The organism is Vannielia litorea (assembly GCF_019801175.1).
Taxonomy (GTDB): Bacteria; Pseudomonadota; Alphaproteobacteria; order Rhodobacterales; family Rhodobacteraceae; genus Vannielia; species Vannielia litorea_B.
Window position 1 is genome coordinate 1,360,640 of the sequence record NZ_JAHVJR010000001.1, and the last position, 22,300, is coordinate 1,382,939.

Annotated in this window: 20 protein-coding genes; 17 read left to right on the forward strand and 3 right to left on the reverse strand. The window is 65.7% G+C overall.

From position 1 onward, the window contains the following. Positions 1-2: 2 nt before the first annotated feature. A complete protein-coding gene (locus KUV38_RS06725; RefSeq protein WP_222469307.1) occupies positions 3-1,088 on the reverse strand; it encodes a PQQ-dependent sugar dehydrogenase in 1,086 nt (361 codons plus the stop codon). Between the two features lie 163 nt (positions 1,089-1,251). Between KUV38_RS06725 and KUV38_RS06730 the strand changes: the two genes are divergently transcribed. The 17 genes from KUV38_RS06730 (at position 1,252) to KUV38_RS06810 (ending at position 14,261) form a co-directional block, all read left to right on the forward strand. Further along, positions 1,252-2,448 carry an ABC transporter substrate-binding protein gene (locus tag KUV38_RS06730; RefSeq protein WP_222469308.1) on the forward strand — a complete coding sequence of 399 codons (1,197 nt, stop codon included), beginning with the start codon at positions 1,252-1,254 and terminating at the stop codon, positions 2,446-2,448. Positions 2,449-2,511: 63 nt separating this feature from the next. Next, positions 2,512-3,294 (forward strand): ABC transporter ATP-binding protein, encoded by a 783-nt coding sequence (locus KUV38_RS06735; RefSeq protein WP_222469309.1) that lies wholly within the window; start codon positions 2,512-2,514, stop codon positions 3,292-3,294. Then, a complete protein-coding gene (locus KUV38_RS06740; protein ID WP_222469310.1) occupies positions 3,291-3,980 on the forward strand; it encodes a hypothetical protein in 690 nt (229 codons plus the stop codon). The genes KUV38_RS06735 and KUV38_RS06740 overlap by 4 nt, the downstream gene beginning before the upstream one ends. Beyond that, positions 3,977-4,468 carry a hypothetical protein gene (locus tag KUV38_RS06745; RefSeq protein ID WP_222469311.1) on the forward strand — a complete coding sequence of 164 codons (492 nt, stop codon included), beginning with the start codon at positions 3,977-3,979 and terminating at the stop codon, positions 4,466-4,468. Before KUV38_RS06740 ends, KUV38_RS06745 begins: the two co-directional genes overlap by 4 nt. A gap of 1 nt (position 4,469) precedes the next feature. Continuing rightward, positions 4,470-5,006, forward strand: coding sequence for a hypothetical protein (locus KUV38_RS06750; RefSeq protein WP_222469312.1), 537 nt, complete (start codon positions 4,470-4,472; stop codon positions 5,004-5,006). 13 nt (positions 5,007-5,019) lie between these two features. Continuing rightward, positions 5,020-5,838 carry an ABC transporter ATP-binding protein gene (locus KUV38_RS06755; RefSeq protein WP_222469313.1) on the forward strand — a complete coding sequence of 273 codons (819 nt, stop codon included), beginning with the start codon at positions 5,020-5,022 and terminating at the stop codon, positions 5,836-5,838. A gap of 2 nt (positions 5,839-5,840) precedes the next feature. Next, positions 5,841-6,221, forward strand: coding sequence for a hypothetical protein (locus KUV38_RS06760; protein WP_222469314.1), 381 nt, complete (start codon positions 5,841-5,843; stop codon positions 6,219-6,221). Positions 6,222-6,283: 62 nt separating this feature from the next. Next, entirely contained in the window at positions 6,284-6,604 is a 321-nt protein-coding gene (locus KUV38_RS06765; protein ID WP_222469315.1) for a hypothetical protein, read from the forward strand. Then, positions 6,604-6,975, forward strand: a complete 372-nt coding sequence (locus tag KUV38_RS06770; protein ID WP_222469316.1) for a hypothetical protein — start codon at positions 6,604-6,606, stop codon at positions 6,973-6,975. The genes KUV38_RS06765 and KUV38_RS06770 overlap by 1 nt, the downstream gene beginning before the upstream one ends. Next, positions 6,972-7,436 (forward strand): hypothetical protein, encoded by a 465-nt coding sequence (locus tag KUV38_RS06775; protein ID WP_222469317.1) that lies wholly within the window; start codon positions 6,972-6,974, stop codon positions 7,434-7,436. The genes KUV38_RS06770 and KUV38_RS06775 overlap by 4 nt, the downstream gene beginning before the upstream one ends. After that, positions 7,436-7,825, forward strand: coding sequence for a hypothetical protein (locus KUV38_RS06780; protein ID WP_222469318.1), 390 nt, complete (start codon positions 7,436-7,438; stop codon positions 7,823-7,825). Before KUV38_RS06775 ends, KUV38_RS06780 begins: the two co-directional genes overlap by 1 nt. Next, positions 7,822-8,220 (forward strand): hypothetical protein, encoded by a 399-nt coding sequence (locus KUV38_RS06785; protein WP_222469319.1) that lies wholly within the window; start codon positions 7,822-7,824, stop codon positions 8,218-8,220. Before KUV38_RS06780 ends, KUV38_RS06785 begins: the two co-directional genes overlap by 4 nt. Next, positions 8,220-9,230 carry a branched-chain amino acid ABC transporter permease gene (locus KUV38_RS06790; protein WP_222469320.1) on the forward strand — a complete coding sequence of 337 codons (1,011 nt, stop codon included), beginning with the start codon at positions 8,220-8,222 and terminating at the stop codon, positions 9,228-9,230. Before KUV38_RS06785 ends, KUV38_RS06790 begins: the two co-directional genes overlap by 1 nt. Then, the gene (locus KUV38_RS06795; RefSeq protein WP_222469321.1) at positions 9,227-9,664 is read left to right on the forward strand and encodes a hypothetical protein; all 438 of its coding nucleotides are present in this window, start codon (positions 9,227-9,229) and stop codon (positions 9,662-9,664) included. The genes KUV38_RS06790 and KUV38_RS06795 overlap by 4 nt, the downstream gene beginning before the upstream one ends. Then, entirely contained in the window at positions 9,661-10,959 is a 1,299-nt protein-coding gene (locus KUV38_RS06800) for a branched-chain amino acid ABC transporter permease (RefSeq protein WP_222469322.1), read from the forward strand. Before KUV38_RS06795 ends, KUV38_RS06800 begins: the two co-directional genes overlap by 4 nt. A gap of 260 nt (positions 10,960-11,219) precedes the next feature. Beyond that, positions 11,220-13,628 carry an FAD-dependent oxidoreductase gene (locus KUV38_RS06805; RefSeq protein WP_222469323.1) on the forward strand — a complete coding sequence of 803 codons (2,409 nt, stop codon included), beginning with the start codon at positions 11,220-11,222 and terminating at the stop codon, positions 13,626-13,628. 30 nt (positions 13,629-13,658) lie between these two features. Then, positions 13,659-14,261, forward strand: a complete 603-nt coding sequence (locus KUV38_RS06810) for an NTP transferase domain-containing protein (RefSeq protein ID WP_222469324.1) — start codon at positions 13,659-13,661, stop codon at positions 14,259-14,261. Between the two features lie 68 nt (positions 14,262-14,329). On the opposite strand, the gene KUV38_RS06815 is transcribed toward KUV38_RS06810, so the two are convergent. After that, on the reverse strand, positions 14,330-20,197 hold the full coding sequence (locus KUV38_RS06815) for a Hint domain-containing protein (RefSeq protein WP_222469325.1): 5,868 nt from the start codon (positions 20,195-20,197) through the stop codon (positions 14,330-14,332). A gap of 282 nt (positions 20,198-20,479) precedes the next feature. Next, positions 20,480-21,934, reverse strand: coding sequence for a Hint domain-containing protein (locus KUV38_RS06820; protein WP_222469326.1), 1,455 nt, complete (start codon positions 21,932-21,934; stop codon positions 20,480-20,482). Positions 21,935-22,300: the final 366 nt, after the last annotated feature.

Here is a 22,300-nt window from a genome sequence, read left to right on the forward strand (position 1 = left end):
CCCTACTCCGGCACCATCCTGAACACCGCGCCCTCGCCCACCGACAAAAACCAGATCGCCCCGTCCGGCCCCTCGCGCACATCGCGCACGCGGCTGGTTTCCGGCGTTTCGATCCGCTCCAGCTCTGTCCGGCCATCGGCCGAGAGCCGCGAGATCATGTCGAACTTCAGCGAGCCGACAAAGACCTGCCCTTTCCACTCCGGAAACATCTCGCCGCCGTAAATCATCAGGCCAGAGGGCGCGATGGACGGGTCCCAGTAATGCACCGGCTGCTGCATGCCGTCCTTGGCATTGCCCTCGCCGATCTTCGCGCCCGAGTAATGCCGCCCGTAGGAGATGACAGGCCAGCCGTAGTTTGCGCCCGGCTCCAAGAGGTTCAACTCATCGCCGCCTTGCGCACCGTGTTCCACCACCCAGAGCCGCCCCTCGCCATCCAGCGTGGCGCCTTGCGGGTTGCGGTGGCCGTAGCTCCAGATTTCGGGCTGCGCGCCCTCCTGGTCAACAAAGGGGTTGTCTTCCGGCACCGAACCATCGCGGGCGATGCGCACCACCGAGCCATTCTCGCGGCTGAGATCTTGCGCCGAGGGCCGGTCGCCCCGCTCGCCGATGGTTAGGTAAATCAGCCCGTCCGCGCCTTCCACGATCCGGCTGCCAAAGTGCCGCCCGCCGCTGGAGCCGGGCTCCATCTCGAAGATCACCTCGAAGCCCTCCAGCGCGGTGCCATCGTCACTCAGGCGGCCCTTGCCAAGCGCGGTGCCCGCCCCGCCGCTCTGCGGTTTGGAAAAGCTCAAGAAAATCTCGCGGCTCTCGGAAAAATCGCGGGGCACCATCACGTCAAGCAAGCCGCCCTGCCCGCTGTCATAAACCTCCGGCACGCCAGAGATTGGCGCGGCCTCACCATTTATGACCGCGGTCAACTCTCCGGCCCGCTCGGTCACCAGAAACCCGCCGCCCGGCAAGAACGCCAGCCCCCACGGCTCGTCCAGCCCGCTGGCCACGGTTTCCATCCGCACGCCCTGCGCCTCCGCGGCCTCCCACGCCCCAAGGGCTGAAAGCCCGATCACTGCCGCTGCCAATCGTCCGTTCATGCTGAAAACTCCTCTTTGCACACAACCTAAGGCCTGCCCCGGCCCCGCCCAGCCACCCTGTCGTTCAACTTTCCGCAAGGTCCGGCCCATGCCCCCGCTTTCCAAAGCGAAATTCCCGGTCTAGGCTCACCCGCAGGACAATGTTCCAACAGGGAGACCAACAATGAAAAAACTGATCCTCGCCACCACGGCCATCGCCGCGCTGGCTGCCCCGGCCTTCGCCGAGAGCCACGGCTCCGAAGTGAAACTGGGCATCATCCTCGGCTTCACCGGCCCGATTGAAAGCCTCACGCCCCACATGCGTGACGCCGCCAAGATGGCCATGGCCGAAGTGACCGAAAGCGGCGCGCTGATGGGGGGCACCACCGTGACCGCCGTCGAGGCCGACTCGACCTGCATCGATTCTGCCGCCGCCTCCGCCGCCGCCGAGCGCCTGATCACCTCCGACGGGATCAAGGGCATCATGGGCGCTGACTGCTCCGGCGTGACCGGCGCGATCCTCACCAACGTCGCCGTACCGAACGGCATGGTGATGATCTCCCCTTCGGCCACCTCGCCGGGCCTGTCCAACACCGAAGACAACGGCCTGTTCTTCCGCACCGCCCCGTCTGACGCCCGCCAGGGCGAGGTGATGACCCAGGTGCTGATGGACAACGACGTGAAGACCGTCGCTCTGACCTACACCAACAACGACTACGGCAAGGGCCTCGCCGACAGCTTTCAGGCGGCCTTCGAAGAGGCCGGCGGCACCGTGACCATCTCGGCCGCGCATGAAGACGGCAAAGCCGACTACTCGGCCGAGGTCGCCTCGCTGGCCTCCGCCGGTGGCGATCTGCTGGTGGTGGCAGGCTACGTCGATCAGGGCGGCGCCGGCATCATCCGCGCCTCGCTCGACTCCGGCGCCTTCGACAAGTTCCACTTCCCCGACGGGATGATCGGCACCGCGCTCGAAGAGAACTTCGGCTCCGAGATCAACGGCTCCACCGGCCAACACCCCGGCACCGACAGCCCCGGCAACGCCATGTTCGTCGAGCTGGGCACCGCCGCGGGCTTCGATCCCACCTCCCCCTTCGCACCCGAGAGCTATGACGCCGCCGCGCTGATCATGCTCGCGATGGAGGCCGCCGGGTCCGACGATCCGAACGTCTACAAGGAAAAGGTGATGGAAGTCGCCAACGCCCCCGGCGAGCAGATCTTCCCCGGTGAGCTGAAAAAGGCGCTCGAGCTGATCGCCGCCGGTGAGGATATCGACTACGTCGGCGCCTCCGCCGTCGAGCTGATCGGCCCCGGTGAAAGCGCGGGCAACTACCGCGAGATCACCTTCGAAGACGGCAAGATCGCCACGGTCAAATACCGCTGATCTTCAGCACACAAGCTTGATGCGGCGGGGGCAACCCCGCCGTATCCCATCGGGGACATCTCAATGATCCAGGTCGAGAACCTGCACAAGCACTTCGGCGGCTTCCACGCCGTCGACGGCGCCACGCTGACCATTCAGCCCGGCTCCATCACCGGCCTCATCGGCCCCAACGGCGCAGGAAAAACCACGCTTTTCAACGTGGTAGCGGGCGTTCTTGAGCCCACCTCCGGCCGGGTCACGATGAACGGCGAGGATATTACCGGCCTGCCGCCGCACGCGCTTTTCGGCAAGGGGCTGCTGCGTACCTTCCAGATCGCCCACGAATTCAGCTCCATGACCTGCCGCGAAAACCTGATGATGGTCCCCGGCGGCCAATCCGGCGAGGCGCTCTGGAACACGTGGTTCGGCCGCAAGCGCATCGCCGACGAGGAGCGCGCGCTGAAGGCCAAGGCTGACGAGGTGCTGGAGTTTCTGACCATCGAGCATCTGGCCGACCACAAGGCAGGCCAGGTCTCCGGCGGGCAGAAAAAGCTGCTCGAGCTGGGCCGCACCATGATGGTCGACGCGCGCATCGTCTTTCTCGACGAGGTCGGCGCCGGGGTGAACCGCACCCTGCTCAACACCATCGGCGACGCCATCATCCGCCTCAACAAGGAGCGCGGCTACACCTTCGTCGTCATCGAGCACGATATGGATTTCATCGAACGCCTCTGCGACCCGGTCATCTGCATGGCCGAGGGCAAGGTGCTGGCCGAGGGCACGCTGGCCGAAATCAAGGCCAACGAACACGTCATCGAGGCCTATCTGGGCACCGGACTGAAGAACAAAGAACAGGTCGGCGCATGATCCGCGCCACGCTCACTGCCCTTGCGCTGCTCGCCAGCCCTGTCAGCGCGCAGGAGGATGAGCCGCTGTTCACAACCGATTTCCGGGGCCATGAGATTGTTGTGCACCCCAATGGCACTTGGCAATTCTCCGACCCCGATGTGACCCTCGCCACCATTAGCCCCTTCGCCAGCGGAGGCTGCCTTGCCTCCTCGGGCGGGCGGGTCACCTACTGCGGCCTGCCTGAGGGCTTTGAGGCCGACCGGCCGGTGAGCGCCCACGGGCTTGAGGAACACGGGTTCACCGATCAGGCAACGCGCCTTCAGTTCACCCTCTCGCTCGATACCAACTACGGCCATGGCGGCGACCTCGCCTATTACAGCCAGTTGGGCTCCAGCGTGGGTGAAGGCTTCATGCTCAAGGCCATGAGCTTTCTGACCGGATTTGAATTCGAGGGAGAAACCGCCACCGTCCGCGACGGGATCGCAGTGGTCGAGAATGGCTTCACGATCGAGACCGAGGGCGGCAGTGGGCTCACGGATTTTTCGATCGAGGTCATGACCGAAAAGGAAACGCTGAGCGTCCAGGCAAGCGCATGGAGCAGCGCAGATGCCGCCCTGCCGGACATGGAAGATGTGCTGGCCCGCCTCACCGCCAACCTGAGCATCGACGGCAAACCGCTGGCCGCATGGAAGGCCGCTGAATGATCCGCGCTGCCCTCCTCTCCCTCGCCGCCGCCCTGCCCGCACAGGCCGAGCCCTGCCTCGAGCAGATCACCCCCAGTTTCGACCTCTGCCTCGACGGCACCCGCATGGCCGGTGCCTATCTCGAGCAGTTCGGAGATGGCTCCCGGCTGGAGATTTCCGAGGTGTCACTGGACTACATCGAGGACTACGCAGGCCGTGGCACCGGCACGCTGGAGCAGGATATGGCCGCCTTCAACGCCACCTTCGAGATCCCGCCCGAAAACACCTTGCTCACCACCAGCCACAGCTCCGAGGGACGCACCGCCTTTGTTGAGGTCGGCAATGAGCCGGATTCCACCCGCCGCGTCGCCCGCGCGGTTACCGAGCTGGGCGGCACCCGTCTGATGGTGATCTACGGCGCCCCGTGGGACGCATGGCCCGAAAGCCTTGGCGAAGGGGTGATCGAAATGGTTGAAGCCCTGCGCCTGCGCTGCGAAGGGAGCTGTTGAAATGCTGTTCTTTCGCCTCCACCCCGCCAAGCCCACCCTGCGCGCGCTTGCCGCCGTTCTCGCGGTCTCAGCGCCCTCCGCCACGCTGGCCGAAGACTGCGTGCCGCTCGCCTCGCTCACCGGCCAGCTCTGCCCCGCGCCCGCCTATGGACCCGGCAGCGTCACCGACCCGTCCTTTATCGAGATGCAGCCCGCAGGCCCCTTTGCCGATATGCCCGAGGGCTATGCCGTGCTCACCCCGATGACGCTACAGGACGGCGCCAGCGCCGCCGCCACGGCCGAGGCCTGGCTCGCCAAGGTGCGCAGCAAGGACCCCGAGAGCCTGCCGCGCCTCGCCCTGCGAGACGTGGACGGGCGCAAGGCGCAAATTCTCGATGCTTCGGGCGAAGGCCGCATCGGGCGCATCGCCCTGATCGAAGACCCGGGCGCAGGCGTGGCAATGTTGAGCCTCAGCGCCGCGGGCACCGCCGCACCCGACCGTGTCGACGCATGGGCAGATGCGCTGCTCGATGCGCTCGATTTCCCCGGATCAAGCTGAACAGGAGGGCCGGATGAGCGACGCCTACAGCAACCGCGGCAACGCAGACCGCTCCATCACCAACCCCCGCCCCGGCGGCACGCTCACGGCCTCGCCCGGCAGCGCCGAGCGCGCGATGACCGGCAACGCCTTCCTGATCGGCGACAGCATGACCGGCGGCTACGGCGCGGGCCCGGACATCCTGCATGATTGCACCATTGCCGTGGAGCCCGGCGAGATCGCGGTGATCGTCGGCCCCAACGGCGCGGGCAAATCCACCGCGATGAAGGCCGTCTTCGGCATGTTGAATCTGCGCAAGGGTTCCGTCCGCCTCGCCGGGCAGGACATCACCGACCTCACGCCACAGGCGCGCGTTCGGGCGGGCATGGGCTTCGTGCCGCAGACCAACAACATCTTCACCTCCATGACCGTGGAGGAAAACCTCGAGATGGGCGCCTTCATCCGTGACGATGACATCTCCGGCACGATGGCGCAGGTTTACGATCTCTTCCCGATCCTGAAGGACAAGCGCCGCCAGCCCGCGGGCGAGCTTTCGGGCGGCCAGCGCCAGCAGGTCGCCGTGGGCCGCGCTCTGATGACCCAGCCCAAGGTGCTGATGCTCGACGAGCCAACCGCCGGCGTTTCGCCCATCGTGATGGACGAACTCTTCGACCGCATCATCGAGGTCGCCCGCACCGGCCTGCCCGTGCTTATGGTCGAGCAGAACGCCCGGCAGGCACTGGAGATCGCCGACAAGGGCTATGTGCTGGTACAAGGCCGCAACGCCCACACCGGCACCGGGCAGGAGCTTCTGAACGACCCCGAAGTCCGCCAGAGCTTTCTGGGAGGATGAAGATGCTGCGCCAATGCCTTGTCATCGCTGGATTTATCGCGGCACCTTTTGCAGCGGTGGCGCAATCCGACGAGCCGCCGCAGGAATGGCTCTGCACCTCCGAGAGCCACAGCCTCGCCGTCTCCGTCCTGCCGTCCGACCGCCGCCCCGCGCTGCTGACGCTGAACGAGACTGTCCAGCTCGACGCCACGCTGAACCGCCGCAACGACAACCTCCGCCTCTTCGCCACATCCACCGCTGACAAGCTCTTCCTCGCCCTCCACCTGCGCGACGATGGCAGCAGCGAGATCATGCACCAGCCTATGGGCGGCGACACCGCCTTCGAACCCGCCAACTGTGAAGACCGCGCCGGGCTGATCGCCTATCTGGAGAGCCGCCTGTGATCCGCCCCGCGCTCTCTGCCACGCTCCTCCTTGCGGCGCCCCCCGCGCTGGCACTGGATTGCATGCCGCAGACCAGCTGCAGCATCGAGGGCAGTTGCGCGCCCGTGAGCGGCGAAGGCGGCTTTCGCCTCACCCGCGACCTCGCCAGCTACATCATAACTTCCCTGCCCGAGAACGCCCCCGGCGAGCCGCCCCTGCAGCTGGCAGAAGCCCCCCGTGCCGACAAGACCATGCGCAGCTTCATCACCCCCGCCTCGCCCAGCGGCGACGCGGTTCTGTTTTCGCTGATCGAGGGACGACAGTTCATCCTCTCGATCCACGGCCAGCTCAATGGCACGCCCTACGCCTTCCTCTCCGAAGGCACCTGCGAGGGGAGCCTCTGATGCGCGGCGTCACCCTGCCCTCCGCCCTCGCCCTACTCGCGTGGCCCTCCGCCTCGCAAGCCGAGCAGGAGCCGCTGGCCACCTGCAGCTCCGCCTCCTATGAGGTCTGGGTGACGGCGCAGGATGACCCGGCCCACCCGGCTCTGCTCACCCTCATCGGCAGCCGCCCCCAAGCCGCCCGGCTCAGCCGCGCCGAGGGGCTCTGCCTCACCGCCAGCCAACGGGCCGAAACGCCCTGCGTCTCGCTCCTGTTGCAGCCCGATGGCAGCACGGCGATCATGGTTCACACACCCGGCGCCGCACCCGTGGTGGAACTGGCCGATTGCCCTGCCCGCGCCGCCCTCATCACCTATCTGGAGGCCAAAGCATGACCCTTCGTACCGCCCGCACACTCACCCTCGCCCTGCTCTGCGCGCCCCTGCTCGCCGCCCCGGCACTGGCGGCGCTGGAGTGCACCGCCGAGCAAGTTTGCAATGCCAACGGTGCCTGCGAGGCCGCCGGGCTGAGTGATGACTTCAAGCTCGAGCGCAACGGGCGCGGGCTGGCGATCGTTTACCCTGAGCGGATCGTCACCAAGCAATCCCGCTCTCACACCGATGATGTGCCCGGCGGGCGCGTGCAGGCAGGCCCCCGGATCAGGGAGAAAGGCCGGGCCTACCGGGTCGAGCCCGTCCCCGGCGCGCGTGGCTCCTATATTGCCAACACCGGGCGCGGCGGCGATGCGCTGCTCCTCTCGGTCGGGCGCGGCAGCTTCATCCTCACAACGCAGGGCAGCGACCGCAGCCGCCCCGAGGCCCGCATGGTCACCGGCCGCTGCGCCGGGCGGCTCTGATGCGCGTCCTCGCCGCCCTCTTGCTCCTTACCCTCCTCGCGGCCCCTGCCGCGGCGCTCTCCTATGACTGCACCTACACCCGCTACTGCGTGGAGGAACGCTCCTGCCAGCCCTCCGGCCTGACGCTGAACATCCGCCCGCGCGCGGAGGCCGAAAGCCCCGACCAGTGGGAAATGGAAACCGGCGGCGCGGCTTCGGCCCGCGTCATCCCGGTGAGACAGCTACGCGACCCGCTGGGCGACAGCTTCAGCTACGTCTCGGCCATGGAATTCGACACCATTCACCTCGTCTCGATCTTCAAACACGGCATCACCCGCTACTCGATGCACAACTCGGTCGAAGGCATCCAGAGCCAGAACTTCCACGGCACCTGCGTGGTGGCCCCGTGAAGGCGCTGGTGCTCCTCGCGGCGCTCGCCCTGCCCACGGCCAGCCAGGCCGAAGGCGCCCGCGTGATGCTCGATTGCGACTTCCTGCGCAGCTGCACCGAGGCGGGTGACTGCACGCCATATGGCGGCTCGCAGAGCATCACCCTCGCCCCCACCGCGACCGACGCCAGCGGCACCGGCGACTGGAAGATCACCCTTGGCGACGGCCCCGCGTTTGAGGCCCGCGGCCTCGCCCGCACCGGCCCGTGGGTCTGGCAGCCGGGCGATGGCCACCTGCACACGCTGGCGCTCTCCGGCACCAAAAGCGCGCTCTGGATGCGCCAATGGCTGCCCACCGAGCGCTACCCCGACACCTACGCCGAAATTGACATCATGACCTGCGAGATCACCGCCTGATGGACCTGCTGAACGCCCTCGTGGCCCTGACCAACTTCGTCATCATCCCGGCCGCCACCTACGGCTCGCAGCTTGCGCTCGGCGCGCTCGGGGTCACGCTGATCTACGGCATCCTGCGGTTCTCCAACTTCGCCCACGGCGACACAATGGCCTTCGGCACCACCGTCACCATCCTGTTCACATGGGCGCTGCAGGCGATAGGCGTCACCTTCGGCCCGCTACCCACGGCCCTGCTGGCCCTGCCGCTCGGCATCGCCGCCACCGCCCTGCTGGTGCTGGGCACCGACCGCGCCGTCTATCGCTTCTACCGCCGGCAAAAGGCCGCGCCGGTGATCCTCGTGATTGTCTCGATCGGGGTGATGTTCATCCTCAACGGCCTCACCCGCTTCATCATCGGGGTCGATGACCAGCGCTTCGCCGATGGTGCCCGCTTCGTGATTTCCGCCGGTGATTTCAAAAAGATGACCGGCCTTGCCGAAGGCCTCGCCCTGCGCTCGACCCAGGTGCTTACCATGGTCGTCGCCGCGATCTGCGTGGCGCTGCTGTTCTGGTTCCTGAACCGCACCCGCACCGGCAAGAGCATGCGCGCCTTCTCCGACAACGAGGATCTCGCCCTGCTCTCCGGTATCAACCCCGAGCGCGTCGTGGCCGTGACATGGGTCATCGTCGCCGCGCTCGCCACCATCGCGGGCGTGCTCTACGGGCTCGACAAGTCGTTCAAACCCTTCGTCTACTTCCAGCTTCTGCTGCCGATCTTCGCCGCCGCCATCGTCGGCGGCCTCGGCTCGCCGCTCGGCGCCATCGCGGGCGGTTTCGTGATCGCCTTCTCCGAGGTCACCGTCACCTACGCCTTCAAGAAGGTCGCGACCTACGTGCTGCCCGAGGCGCTCGCCCCCTCCGGCCTGCTGCAACTGCTGACCACCGAATATAAATTCGCCGTCAGCTTCGCCATTCTGGTGATCGTCCTGCTCATCAAACCCACCGGCCTCTTCAAGGGGAAATCCGTATGATCCGCGCCGCCGCCCTCTGCCTCTTCGCAGCCCCCGCCCTGGCCGACACCCGCGCTTCGGTGGATTTCACCTGCACCTCCTCTCAGCGCTGCGAGCCCGGCGCGGGCTGCTCCCCGGTCAAGCGCGCCGTTCAGCTGCACCTCAAGGGCAAGGCGCCCGATATCTTCCTGACCCATAACTTCATGTTCAGCCAGGATCAGCCCCCGGCCCGCGCGATCCCGGTCGAGGCGCAATCAGGGCCCGACCGGCTCACCTTCGTCTTCTCCGATGGCTTCCCACCCGTTCCGTTGCTCACCATCCACGCCGATGGCAGCTTCCGCGCCGATACCGCGCTGGCCACCACCACGCCCTACCTGACAGGCACCTGCACCGGCAGTGCGGCAGGCTGGCATGACCTCGGCGCCCTTCCCGCCGCGCCCCGGAGGCTCGCATGAAACTCCCCCCTGCCCTCCTCTTCGCGCTCGTCGCGGTGCTCTACGTCGGCACCGGAATGTTCCAGAGCTGGAACACCTCGCTGACGATCCTCAACATGGGGCTCGTCTCGGCCATCATGGCGCTGGGGCTCAACATGCAATGGGGCTTCGCCGGGCTCTTCAACGTGGGCGTCATGGGCTTTGTCGCGCTCGGCGGTCTCGCTGCCGTGCTCATTTCCATGCCGCCGGTGCCCGATGCCTGGGCCGCCGGCGGGGCGCGGATCTGGGCGGCGATGGCGCTGGGGGCTGCCACCGTAGCCGGGGCCGCCTTTGCATGGCAGGGCATGAAGCCCGGCCGCCTGCGCGCCCTTGTCGCCTTCGCCATCCTTGTCGTGGGCTTCGTACTTTACCGTGCCGCCTTCGACCCTGCCCGCGATGCCGTGGAGGCGGTGAACCCCGCTCTCGAAGGCTATCTCGGCGGCCTCGGCCTGCCGGTGATCCTCGCATGGCCCGCAGGTGGCTTGCTCGCCGCCGGGGCCGCATGGCTCATCGGCAAAACCGCCCTCGGCCTGCGCTCGGACTATCTCGCCATCGCCACCCTCGGCATCGCCGAGATCATCATCGCGGTGATGAAAAACGAGGACTGGCTGGCGCGCGGGGTGAAAAACGTCAACGGCATCCCACGGCCCGTGCCCTACGAGATCGACCTCCAGCAGAGCGAGAGCTTCCGCGGCTGGGCCTCGTCGTTCAAGCTCCCGCCCGAGACCGCCTCAACCCTCTACGTCAAGCTCCTCTACGGCTGCCTCTTCGCCGCCGCGCTCGTGCTCATCATCGTCGCCCTCCAACTGGCGCTGAAGTCGCCCTGGGGCCGGATGATGCGCGCCATCCGCGACAATGAAACCGCCGCCCGCGCGATGGGCAAGGATGTCACCCGCCGCCACCTGCAAGTCTTCATCCTCGGCTCCGCCATTTGCGGCATGGCCGGCGCGATGATGACCACGCTGGACGGGCTGCTCACCCCCGGCACCTACCAGCCGCTGCGCTTCACCTTCCTCATCTGGGTCATGGTGATCGTCGGCGGCTCGGGCAACAACCTCGGGGCGCTGCTCGGCGGGCTGCTGGTCTGGTGGCTCTGGATTCAGGTCGAGCCGCTGGGCCGCCTCTTCATGGAAACGCTGACATGGCCCCTGCCCGATGGCAGCTGGCTCAAGGATCACCTGCTCGACTCGGTCCAGCACATGCGGCTGCTCACAATGGGCATCGTCCTGCTGCTGGTGCTGCGCTTCTCGCCGCGCGGGCTGATCCCCGAGCGGTGAGGCGCGCGCCTCAGCTTTAACCGATTAGGCCACCACCGCGCGGGGCGTTAACCTCCGTTAACGCCTCCTTGAGCCATACGCGCGTATGCATGGGTTGTGCATCGGATGTGCATCACTTGTGCATCCCCTCTCGGCCACGGTTAACCCCCCCGTTAACCCGCCCGGACGCACCCCGTTTCCGACACGCGATGTCGCAGAACGGCCAGCACATGCCGCGTCCGGCCCACAGTCTCAACCCAACAGACACGAGGAGTCGCCCCATGAAAACAACAGCCCAGGTCTGCGTTATCGGCGGCGGCGTCGTCGGCTGCTCGGTACTCTACCACCTCACCAAGCTCGGCTGGTCAGATGTGGTGCTGCTCGAGCGCTCCGAGCTGACCTCCGGCTCCACGTGGCACGCCGCGGGCGGCTTCCACACCATGAACTCCGATACAAACATGGCCGCCCTCCAAGGCTATACCATTGGTTTGTATAAGGAACTTGAAGAGATCACCGGCATGTCCTGCGGCCTGCACCACGTCGGCGGCATCACCCTTGCAGAGACACCCGAGCGCTTCGACATGCTCAAGGCCGAGCGCGCCAAGCACCGCTACATGGGCCTCGACACCCGCATCGTGACGCCCGAGGAAATCGGCGAACTGGCCGAGCTGGTGAACCTCGATGGCATCCTCGGCGGCCTCTACGACCCGCTTGATGGCCACCTCGACCCCTCCGGCACCACCCACGCCTACGCCCGCGCCGCCAAGATGGCTGGCGCCGAGATCGAGACCCACTGCAAGGTCGAAGACCTCCAGCAGCGCCCCGATGGCTCTTGGGACGTGATCACAAACAAGGGCACCCTCCACGCCGAACATGTCGTCAACGCTGCCGGGCTCTGGGCCCGCGAGGTCGGCGCGATGGCAGGCGTCTACCTGCCGCTCCTGCCGATGGCCCACCAGTATCTGGTGACCGACGACATCCCCGAGATTTACGAGCGCGAAACCGAATTCCCCCATGTGCTTGATTGCGCCGGAGAATCCTACTTCCGGCAAGAGGGCCGCGGCCTTTGCATCGGCTTCTACGAGCAGCCCTGCGAGCCTTGGGCGCTCGGCGGCACGCCTTGGGATTTCGGCCATGAGCTGCTGCCCGACAACCTCGACAAGGTCTCCGACAGCATCGAGATGGCCTACAACCGCTTCCCCGTGCTCGAGCGCGCGGGCGTGAAGCGCGTGATCCACGGCCCCTTCACCTTTGCCCCCGATGGCAACCCACTGGTCGGCCCCGTGCCCGGCCTGCGCAACTACTGGTCCGCCTGCGCCGTCATGGCGGGGTTCAGCCAAGGCGGCGGCGTGGGCCTGACCCTCGCGCAATGGATGATCGAAGGCGAGCCGGAGCGCGATGTCACCGGCCTCGACGTGGCCCGCTACGGCAAGTGGATCACGCCGGGCTACACCGTGCCCAAAGTCATTGAATTCTATCAAAAACGCTTCTCGGTCAGCTACCCGAACGAGGAGCGCCCCGCCGCCCGTCCGCACCGGACGACGGCGATGTATGACATTTTTAGTGAAATGGGCGCAGTCTGGGGCCACCAGTTCGGCCTCGAGGTGCCCAATTACTTCGCGCAAGGAGACGAGCCCACATACGAGAAGCCCAGCTTCACCCGTTCCAATGCTTTCGAAGCCACAGGCCGCGAGGTGCGCGCCGTCCGCGAAAGCGTCGGCATTAACGAAATCCAGAACTTCGGCAAATTCCGCGTCACCGGCCCGAAAGCCCGCGATTGGCTCGACCGGATCATGGCAGGCCGCGTCCCGCAGGAGGGCAAACTCACCCTCACGCCGATGCTCTCGCCCAAAGGCCGCATTATCGGAGACTTCACGATCTCCTGCACGGGGCCAGAAACCTTCGCCCTTACAGCGAGTTACGGCGCGCAGGCGATGCACGGGCGCTGGTTCGAGCAACATGGTGCAGAGGGCGTTAGCGTTGAGAACGTCTCCGACCGGCTCACCGGCTTCCAGCTCGCCGGGCCAAAGAGCCGGGCGGTCCTGCAAGCCTGCACCGATGCCGATGTCGCCGCACTGCCCTTCCTCGGCGTCGTCCAAATGACCGTCGGCCAGGTCGCCTGCACCGTCCAGCGGGTCAGCTATACCGGCGATCTGGGCTACGAGATCTACTGTGATCACATGGACCAGCGCCACCTCTGGCACGCGCTCTGGGCCGCCGGACAAGAGCACAACATCACCCCCTTCGGCATGCGCGCCATGATGTCCCTCCGGCTCGACCGCTTCTTCGGCTCCTGGCTCCGCGAGTTCTCACCCGATTACACGCCCGCCGAAACCGGGCTCGACCGGTTCATATCCTTTAAAAAGGACAGTGACTTCATCGGCCGAGCTCACGCAGAATCCGAACGCACAAACCCGCCTGCCCGCCAACTCGTCGCCTTCCTCGTCGATGCCGACAACGCCGATGTGCACGGCTACGAGCCGGTCTGGATCAATGGCGAAGTGGTCGGCTTCTGCACCTCAGGCGGCTACTCCCACCACGCGCAGCAATCCGTCGCCATGGCGCTCATCCCCCGCGAATTCGCGCAGGAGGGGCAGGACGCCGAAATCGAGATCCTCTCCCAGATGCGCCCCGCCAAGCTCACCACCACCCCGCTTTTTGACCCGGAGGGCACAGCCCTCCGCGCTTGAGCCAAACCCGCGGCAGGGTTAGGTAAATCCATGACCCTGCCGATCCTCATCCTCGCCGCCGGGGCCGCCTCCCGCATGGCCCCGCGAGACAAACTGCTCGAGCCACTCCACGGCAAACCCTTGCTCACCCGCGTTGCTGAAATGGCGTGCAAAGTCAGTGACTTCACCCTCGTCGCCCTGCCGCCAGACCGCCCCGCCCGCTTTGCCGCAATCGAAGACACAGGCGCCCGCCCGCTCACCGTGCGCGACGCCGCCGAGGGCATGAACGCCTCCCTCCGCGCCGGGCTCGAGGCCCTGCCACAGTCCACGGCTTTCATGCTCCTCCTCGCCGACCTTCCGGAACTCACAGAAGACGACCTGCGCGCCGTGATCACAAGTTACCAGACCCACCCCGACGCCCTGATCTGGCGAGGTGCCACAGAAGACGGCAAGCCCGGCCATCCAGTGATTTTCTCGTCAAAGCTCTACGCTGAAATCGAACAACTCCAAGGGGACGACGGTGCCAAATCCGTCGTCACCGCCGCTGGCGACCGCGTCCACCTCACGCCCCTGCAAGGCCAACGCGCCCGGCTCGACCTCGACACGCCAGTGGCTTGGGCAGCTTGGCGCAAGGCCACGAACACACCCAACTGACCTCATTTTCTTGCTCTAAATATCTCCGGGGGGTGTGGGGGGCTGGCCCCACACCGATCCGGCTCCACTCAGTGGAACAGCGCCGTAACTTCCCGCTTTTTCAACGCCATACGCGCAGTGACAATGGAGTTCGCATCCGCGCGCAGCTCCGGGAAGATCTCGAAGATCTCTTCGCGCTGCTCATCCTCCATCTCGCCCAGCACATGGGCACCGGGCTGGTAGCTCTCGGTCCATGCGCCCTCGGCCATGATGATTTCATGCGCGTCGAACATGATGTGGATGTAGATCACCTCATCCACCTGCACCTGCTCGATCCCCGGCAGGCCAACGAGATGGACCGCAGACACCAGCACCTCATGCTCGCCAAAGAGCATCTCGGCGCGGGCATCGGAGATCAGCATCTTGTGCTGCGGGCTCACCATGATGTCGCGCTCCGGCAGGCCATAGCCCAGGGCGCCAGTCTTGATCAGCACCGGCATCAGCCGCGGGTTGGCCTTGAGGTGGTGCTCATTCAGCAGCCGCTGGCCGACCCATTGCAGGCGCTTCACCCCGTGGTCGCGGGTCAGGACCCGGTCGCCGGGGCCCAGCTCTTCCACCGGGCGCGGGCCCTCGGGCGTGGCAATCATCGTGCCGGGCGTGAAACAGGGGATGAAGTTGACCGTCTCGATCTCGGAGAAGGTCATCGTACCGGTCACATTGCCCGTCCCGTCGAGGAACTCGACGGTTCCGCTCTCGGGGGCGCTCTCGTCATAGATCACGCGGGTCGGGCCCGCGCTGGTGAGGTCGAGCACGTCGGCGTCTACGCCGCCCTCGCCGCCCTGCACGTGGTCGCCATCGCCCGCGTAGAACGTGTCGGCATCGTCGCCGCCCAGCAGCGTATCGGCCCCGTCGCCGCCGATCAGCACGTCATCACCCGCGCCGGTATTGGCGCTAAAGCCGGTCGTGGCCGCGGCGCCATCGATGGTGTCGGCCCCGGCGCCGGTCTCGAAATTCTCGATCTCGGAGAAGGTGGCGGTGTCGGTGCCGTCGGTGACGGTGCCAGCCTCGGCCCCGGTGAGGGCGATGGTCACATCGCCAGTCACAGAGGTGGTGTCCAGCGTGTCGCCCGTGGTCTCACCGCCCTCGCCGCCGGTGATCACATCGGCACCAAAGCCGTCTTCCAGCACGAAGCGGTCATCGCCGTCCTCACCGTACACCTCGTCATCCCCGGCCCCGGCGTAGATGGTATCGTCGCCGGCACCGGCCTCGATGATGTCGTCATTCGCGGCCTCTCCGGGCAGAATCGCATCGCCGGAATCGACGAAATCACCATGCGGATCAGAGGTATAGCTGGCGTCGATCACATCATCGGCCGCCGTGCCGCTGACGATGCCATCGCCCGGAATGCCCGCCGCGATCAGCCACATCGGCTGGGCGGCGTCCGCCGGGCTGATGCCCACCAGCGTCAGGCTCTCGCCGCCGGGGAAGCTCAGCACCGCGTTGCCGGAGCCGTCATCGGTGACCACCACGTCATGCACCGACACCGGGTCGCCGCCCGCGTCGGTCATGCCGCTCACGTCGATCTGGTCGACCCCGGTGAATGTGCCATCGCCGTTGTCGGTGGGCGCGTGGAAGCCCAGAACATAATCGGACCCGTCGCCATCGGCGAAGATGAGCGTGTCGGCATCGCCGTCCGCGCCGAGGTGATAGGCATCGTCGCCTGCACCGGCGTCGATCGTGTCGGCGCCCGCGCCGAGGAACACGGTGGTTTCAGTGCTGTCGGAGCCGATCACCGTGTCATCGCCGGAGCCGAGCACGTAGCTTTCGACCCCGGTGAAGGTGACGGTATTGGCGCCATCGGTCAGCGTGCCGTCTTCCGGCGAGCCGCTCAGGTCGAGGGTCAGGTCGGCGGTGACGGCATCGGCCCAGAGAATATCCTGATCGCCGCCGCCCGCATCTTCACCCGCGGTGAAGCTGTCGGTGCCCCAGCCATCGGTGATGACAAGGTTGTCGTTGCCCTCGCCGGTATCGACCACATCATCGCCGGAGCCACCGCGCACGCCGTCGTCACCCGCGCCGGTTGATACGTTGATGCCGCCGGTGGTGGCAGTGGCATCAATCAAATCATCGGTGCCGCCGGTGGTGATGCTCTCGATCTCCGAGAAATCCACGCCTCCATCGGGATGGCTCAGGCTGCCCGCCTCGTCACCGCTGTAGGTGATGGACATGCTGCCCGCGCCGATCGCCGTGGTGTCCAGCGTGTCGCCGTTGGTTTCGCCGGTCTCGCCACCGATGAAGGTGTCCTGATCGAAATAGCCGGAGATCTGGAAGGTATCGTCGCCGCCCTCGCCGAGCACGAGGTCATCGCCCTCCCCGGCGTTGATCACATCGTCGCCTTCGCCTGCATGAACGATGTCGCTGTTCAGGCCGGTCATCGGGTCGTTGAAATTATCGAACCCGTCGATGACATCGCCATGCGGGTCGCCCGAATAGCTGGCATCGATCACGTCATCGCCGGAGGTGCCTTCGACGATCCCGTCGTAGGGGATGCCCGCCGCGATCAGCCAGAACGGGTCCATCGCTGCGGTGGGCGCAATGCCCATCAGCGTCAGGCTCTCGCCGTTCGGGAAGCCGAGCACCGCGTTGCCGGAGCCGTCGTCGCTCACCACGACGTCCTGCACCGTGACCGGGTTACCATCGGCATCGGTCATGCCGGACACGTCGATCTGATCGATGCCGGTATAGGTGCCATCGCCGTTGGCGGTGGGCGCGTCGAAGAAATAGACGGTGTCTTCACCATCGCCATCGGCAAAGATGATGGTGTCGGCCGCGCCGTCCGGCGTGGCGAAATCGCCTGTGGTGCCGAGGCCGTAGGTGTCATCGCCTGCGCCCGCGTTCACCGTATCGGCGCCCGCGCCGGTATCGAACAGGTCGGCACCGGCGGAGCCGGTGACGGTGTCATTGCCGGAGCCGAGGGTGATGCTCTCGAACTCGGCGAAGCTCAGGGTGTCGGTGCCGTCCGAGATGGTGCCTGCCTCGGGGCCGCTGAAGGTGAGGGTCACATCGCTGATGACGCCATTGGCCAGCAGCACGTCGCCCACCAGCAGCCCACCGAAGACGAAGCTTTCACCGCCTTCGCCACCCAGCAGTGTATCGTTGCCAAAGCCGTCGAAGACGGAGACAAAGTCGTTTCCGGTGCCCGCATCCAGCGTGTCGTCGCCACTGCCAAGGACAATGTTGTCGTCGCCCGCGCCAGTGGCCACATTCACGCCGCCGGTGGCCGCCGTCGCGTTGACGGAATCGCCGCCGCTGCCGGTGACGACGCGCTCGATCTCGGAGAATGTCGCCGTGTTGCCGCCCTGGGTGACGGTGCCGCTCTCGTCGCCGCTGAAGGTGACATTGACGCCAGAGGTCATGCCGCCCGCATCCAGCAGGTCGCCCGCCGTCTCGCCGCCCTCGCCGCCGGTGATCTGATCGTTGCCGAAGGCCTCGCCGAGGGTGATCACATCGTCGCCGGCACCGGCAAAGATGGTGTCGGCCCCGGTGCCAAGGGCAATGCTGTCATCTCCCGCGCCGGTAATTACCGTCTGATCGCCCGCATCGCCGGTCACGGTATCGTTGCCCGCGCCGGTCACCACGTTCTCGATCTCGGAGAAGCTGGCGGTGTCGGTGCCATCGGTGAGCGTGCCCGCCTCGGCACCCGAGAACACCACCGTCTGGTCGCCGCTCACCAGCGAGGCATTGACCGTGTCGCCATTGGTTTCGCCGGTCTCGCCGCCGACTATGGTGTCGGCGCCAAAGCCGTCTTCAAGCATGACGGTATCATCACCCGCCTCGCCATAGACTTCGTCGTCCCCGGCCCCTACATAGATGGTGTCATCACCCGCGCCCGCTTCGATGATGTCATCATCGCCGCTTTCGCCGGGCAGGATCGCATCGCCGTTGTCGACCATGTCGCCGTGCGGATCGCCGGTGTAGCCCGCGTCGATCACATCATTGCCCGCGGTGCCGCTGACGATGCCATCACCCGGGATTCCGGCGGCGATTAGCCACATCGGGTCGGCGGCCTCGGCGGCGCTCACGCCCACAAGCGTGACGCTCTCGCCATTGGGGAAGGTCAGAACCGCAGAGCCGAAGCCATCGTCGCTCACCGCAACGTCATGCACCGAGACCGGGTCGCCACCCGCATCGGTCATGTCGCTCACGTCGAGCTGGTCATTGCCGGTGTAAGTGCCATCGCCGTTGGCGGTGGGCGCCTCGAAATCGAAGACGGTGTCATTGCCATCTCCATCGCCCATCACAACGGTGTCCACCGCGCCATCGGCCGCGCCGAGGGCGACGGTATCATTGCCCGCCCCCATCTCTACGGTGTCGGCCCCTGCCCCGGTTTCGATGTAATCGTCACCGGTCGAGCCGGTAACTGTATCGTCGCCGGAGCCGAGAGTGACGGTCTCGATTTCAGAAAAGCCGGTAGTCGCCGTGCCATCGCCCAGTGTGCCGGATTCGGGGCTGGTGAAGGTGACAGTCAGATCATCGGTCACCGCGCTGGCGTCGATGCTGTCGCCAAAGCTCTCACCAGTCTCGCCGCCGGTGATGGTGTCATTGCCGAGGCCGTTCTCGACGATGAAATCGTCATCGCCCGCGCCGCCGGTCAGCGTGTCGTCGCCGGTGCCGCCACGGATCTGGTCATCGCCATCACCGCCGTGGATGGTGTCGTTGTTGGCGCCGCCATCGAGCGTGTCGTCGCCGCCGTAGCCATAGATCGTATCGTCACCCGCACCGCCGGAGACGGTATCGTTGAAGCCCCCGTCATCGGGGATGGTGGTGAACTGCACATCGGTGAGCCACAGCGCCTGACCGCTCGTGCCACCGTTCTGATAGGTGACGATGATCTGCGCCACCGGGCCCTCAACCGTGATCAACGCCGAGCCGTTCGACTGCGCCGCCGAGCCGCTGCCAGCACCGTCGATGGTGTCGGCGTCGTACATGCTGTCGTCGCCGTCGAGCTGGAAGGTGACCGGCACCTCGTTGCCCTGCGCGTCATAAGCGACCACGGTCACGAGGTCGTCCCAGCCGCCTTGATCGAGGTCGTTGATCCGGAAGGTGGCGTTGCTCACCTCATTGGCCATGCCCGACCCGGCGGCGGCGTCGAAATCGATGGTGACGGTCGCCGTGTTGGCAAAGCTGGAGAGCGAGCTGCCCGCGCCACCGAGGTAAAGCGCGGAGTTGGTGTCGAAGGTCTCGCCCGCGCCGGTGTTCACATATTGCTGGTCGGTCGAAACTTCAGCCGCCGTCAGGCCGCCATCGTCGGCGATGCTAACGGTCACGTTCATCGTGCCGGTGTTCTGGGTGAACCCGCCGCTGATATCGGTGGTGTCGCCGCCCTGATCCGTCCAGTCCAGCGTTTCGCTGGTGGCGCTGACGCTGGCATTGTCGGCATGGATCACATCGTTGCCGTCACCGCCCACGATGGTATCGGCGCCGCCACCGGCATAGATCGTGTCTGCTCCGGTGCCACCATCAATCACGTCATTGCCGGAGCCGGCCACGACCGTATCGTTGCCGGCGCCCGCGTTGATCGTGTTGCCGTTGCCGTCGATCTCGTCGCCCTGGGCGTCCTCGTACTGGCCATCGATCAGGTCATTGCCTGCGGTGCCATCCACCGGGCCAGGCGCGGCAGGCGTGTAGGTCGGGGCGCTGGTGGCGGTCGCGGTGAAGACCGGGTCGACGAAATAGTTGTTGGGGACGAAGTAAACGAAGCCGTCGGTGCCCAGGTAGTAGGTGCCGGTATCGGTGATGTTGGTGTAGTTGTTGTTGTTGCCCGTGTAGGTGCCCGACCAGCGCCACTGGCCGGTGCCAATGGTCTCGTCGATGGAGAAGGCTTCCATCCCGCTCTGGATGGCATCGCCGTTATTCAGCGTGCCATTGCCGAGGTTAACTCTATAGCCAATCGCCATTGCGTTGCGTCCTGCTCTTCACCTTCGTTTGCGTGGGTGTCTCTGCAACCATCGCAGTCGGTAAAAACGTCCATGCAGAGCCAATGCGGCCCCTTCCCATGGACGGATATGGCGGACTAAAGCGGCAAAACTTTGAGAAAAGCTGAAAACCAAAGGGTTATTTGGCGGCAGGAATGAGGCAGCAGGTTAAAAAAAGCATGCGTTTTCAACCATTAGGAGTAATTCTACCCATGGCTGCAAAGGGGCGTTCAGCCCCCGTCAAAATGGAGTTTTCGGGGCCGTTCAGACCGCGACCAGAGCCGCCTCATGACGCTTCAGCACCCGGCGTGCAGCGAGGTAGCCATTGCAGCCTTCCGGGGCCGAAAGTTCGGGGAAGAGCGTGAGCAGCTCGTTGCGCGCCGCGCCGTCGAGGCCCGCAAGCGTGCGGTCGCCCGGCTGAAAGCTCTCGGTCCACGCGCCATCGGAGAGCACGACCTCGTGCTGGTCGAAGAGGACGTGGATATAGGTCACCTCTTCCACGTCGGCCCGGCGGATCGTGCTGTCATTGATCATGTGCAGCGCGGCCACCAGCACCTCGCGGTCCTCGAACCAGAGCGCGGCATGATCGCCGGTCACCAGCAGGCGGTGCTGAGGGCTCACCAGCATGTCGCGCTCGGGCAGCCCCTGCCCCATTGCGCCCTTGGCCACGCGCACCGGCCGCAGCTCGGGCTGGCGCTGCAGCGCGGCCTTGCCGAGCGTCTTGCGCCCGACCCAGCGGATGGTCTGGAGGCCGTTGTCGCGGGTCATCACCCGGTCGCCGACCTTCAGCGTCTCCACCGGCACCTCGCCTTCGGCGGTAGCGATCATCGTGCCCGGCGTGAAGCAGGGAATGATCTCTTCGATGTCGGTGAAGTTGACGTTGGCCCAGGTGTTGGTCAGCGGGTTGTAGAGCTGAATCTGACCATTGAACCCCGGTTGGCCGTTGTTTTCAGGGTTCAGAACGAGGTTCTGAATCTCGAAGCCCTGCGCCAGCAGCGGGGTGATATCCAGCGTGTCAAAGTCGTTTCCGCCCGAGCCGCCGTTGACCGTGGTTCCGGTGATCCCGGAGGAGCCAAGGGTGTTGATGATGAAGGTATCGGCATCGTCGCCGCCGTTCAGCACATCGTTGTCGCCACCGCCGAAGATCGTGTCATTGCCGGTGCCGCCATTCACGGTATCGAACCCGTCACCCGCGATCAGCGTGTCATCGCCGCCACCGCCATTGATGAGGTCGTTGCCCGCGCCGCCGTTGATCACGTTGGCCGCCGAATTGCCGGTCAGGATGTTATTGCCGTTGCCGCCCAGCAGGTTCTCGAAATTGGTCGCCGTGGTGATCCAGTTGCCGGTCACCGTGCCATTTTCGGAGATGGTCGCGTTCAGGTTGAAGTTGGTGACGGCGCTGCCAGCGAGGGAAAACGTGTCGCTCCCCGTGCCGCCATCGATGATCTCATTGCCGAGCGTGGGGTAGAGAAACCCGAGTTCGGCGGTGTCATCGCCCTCTTCGAGATAAACCGTATCGTTGCCGCTGTCGGTGCCGTCTGCGAGCCAGAAGTCGTTGCCAGCGCCGCCATAAACCGTGTCATCGCCCGTGCCACCGGAGATCACGTCATTTCCGGCACCTGCGAAGATCGTATCGTTCCCGCCAAAGCCATTGATGATGTCATCGACGGCGGTCCCGATCAGCGTCTCACCGTTATTGGTGCCATTGATGATGGCCATGTTCAAATCCCCCACGGATCCGGCCAGACGATACTTATGCGGCAGCGCAGCAAGGTCCGGCACCTGTTAGCAGCGCGCCTCCGTTACACCATAAAACCGGTCAATTTCTGCCTAATTGTTCGTGACGTGGCGGCATTTCGCCCTGTTCTGTTCACGAACAGTGAACAATCCCGTGAGTTCCGCAGGGTCAGTTTCTCTGCAACGCAGAGTTTGCTGCAATCTTGGGCAGGGCTCTCCGCTTCTGCAGCGCGGCACCGCGAATCCCCGCCCCGGGCGGAGAATTGTCCGCGTGGCTCACACCACGCGGACAGGCTGCATATGTCCCCTCGGGGATCGCCCGTGATCGGCTGCCACCATAGGCCCTTG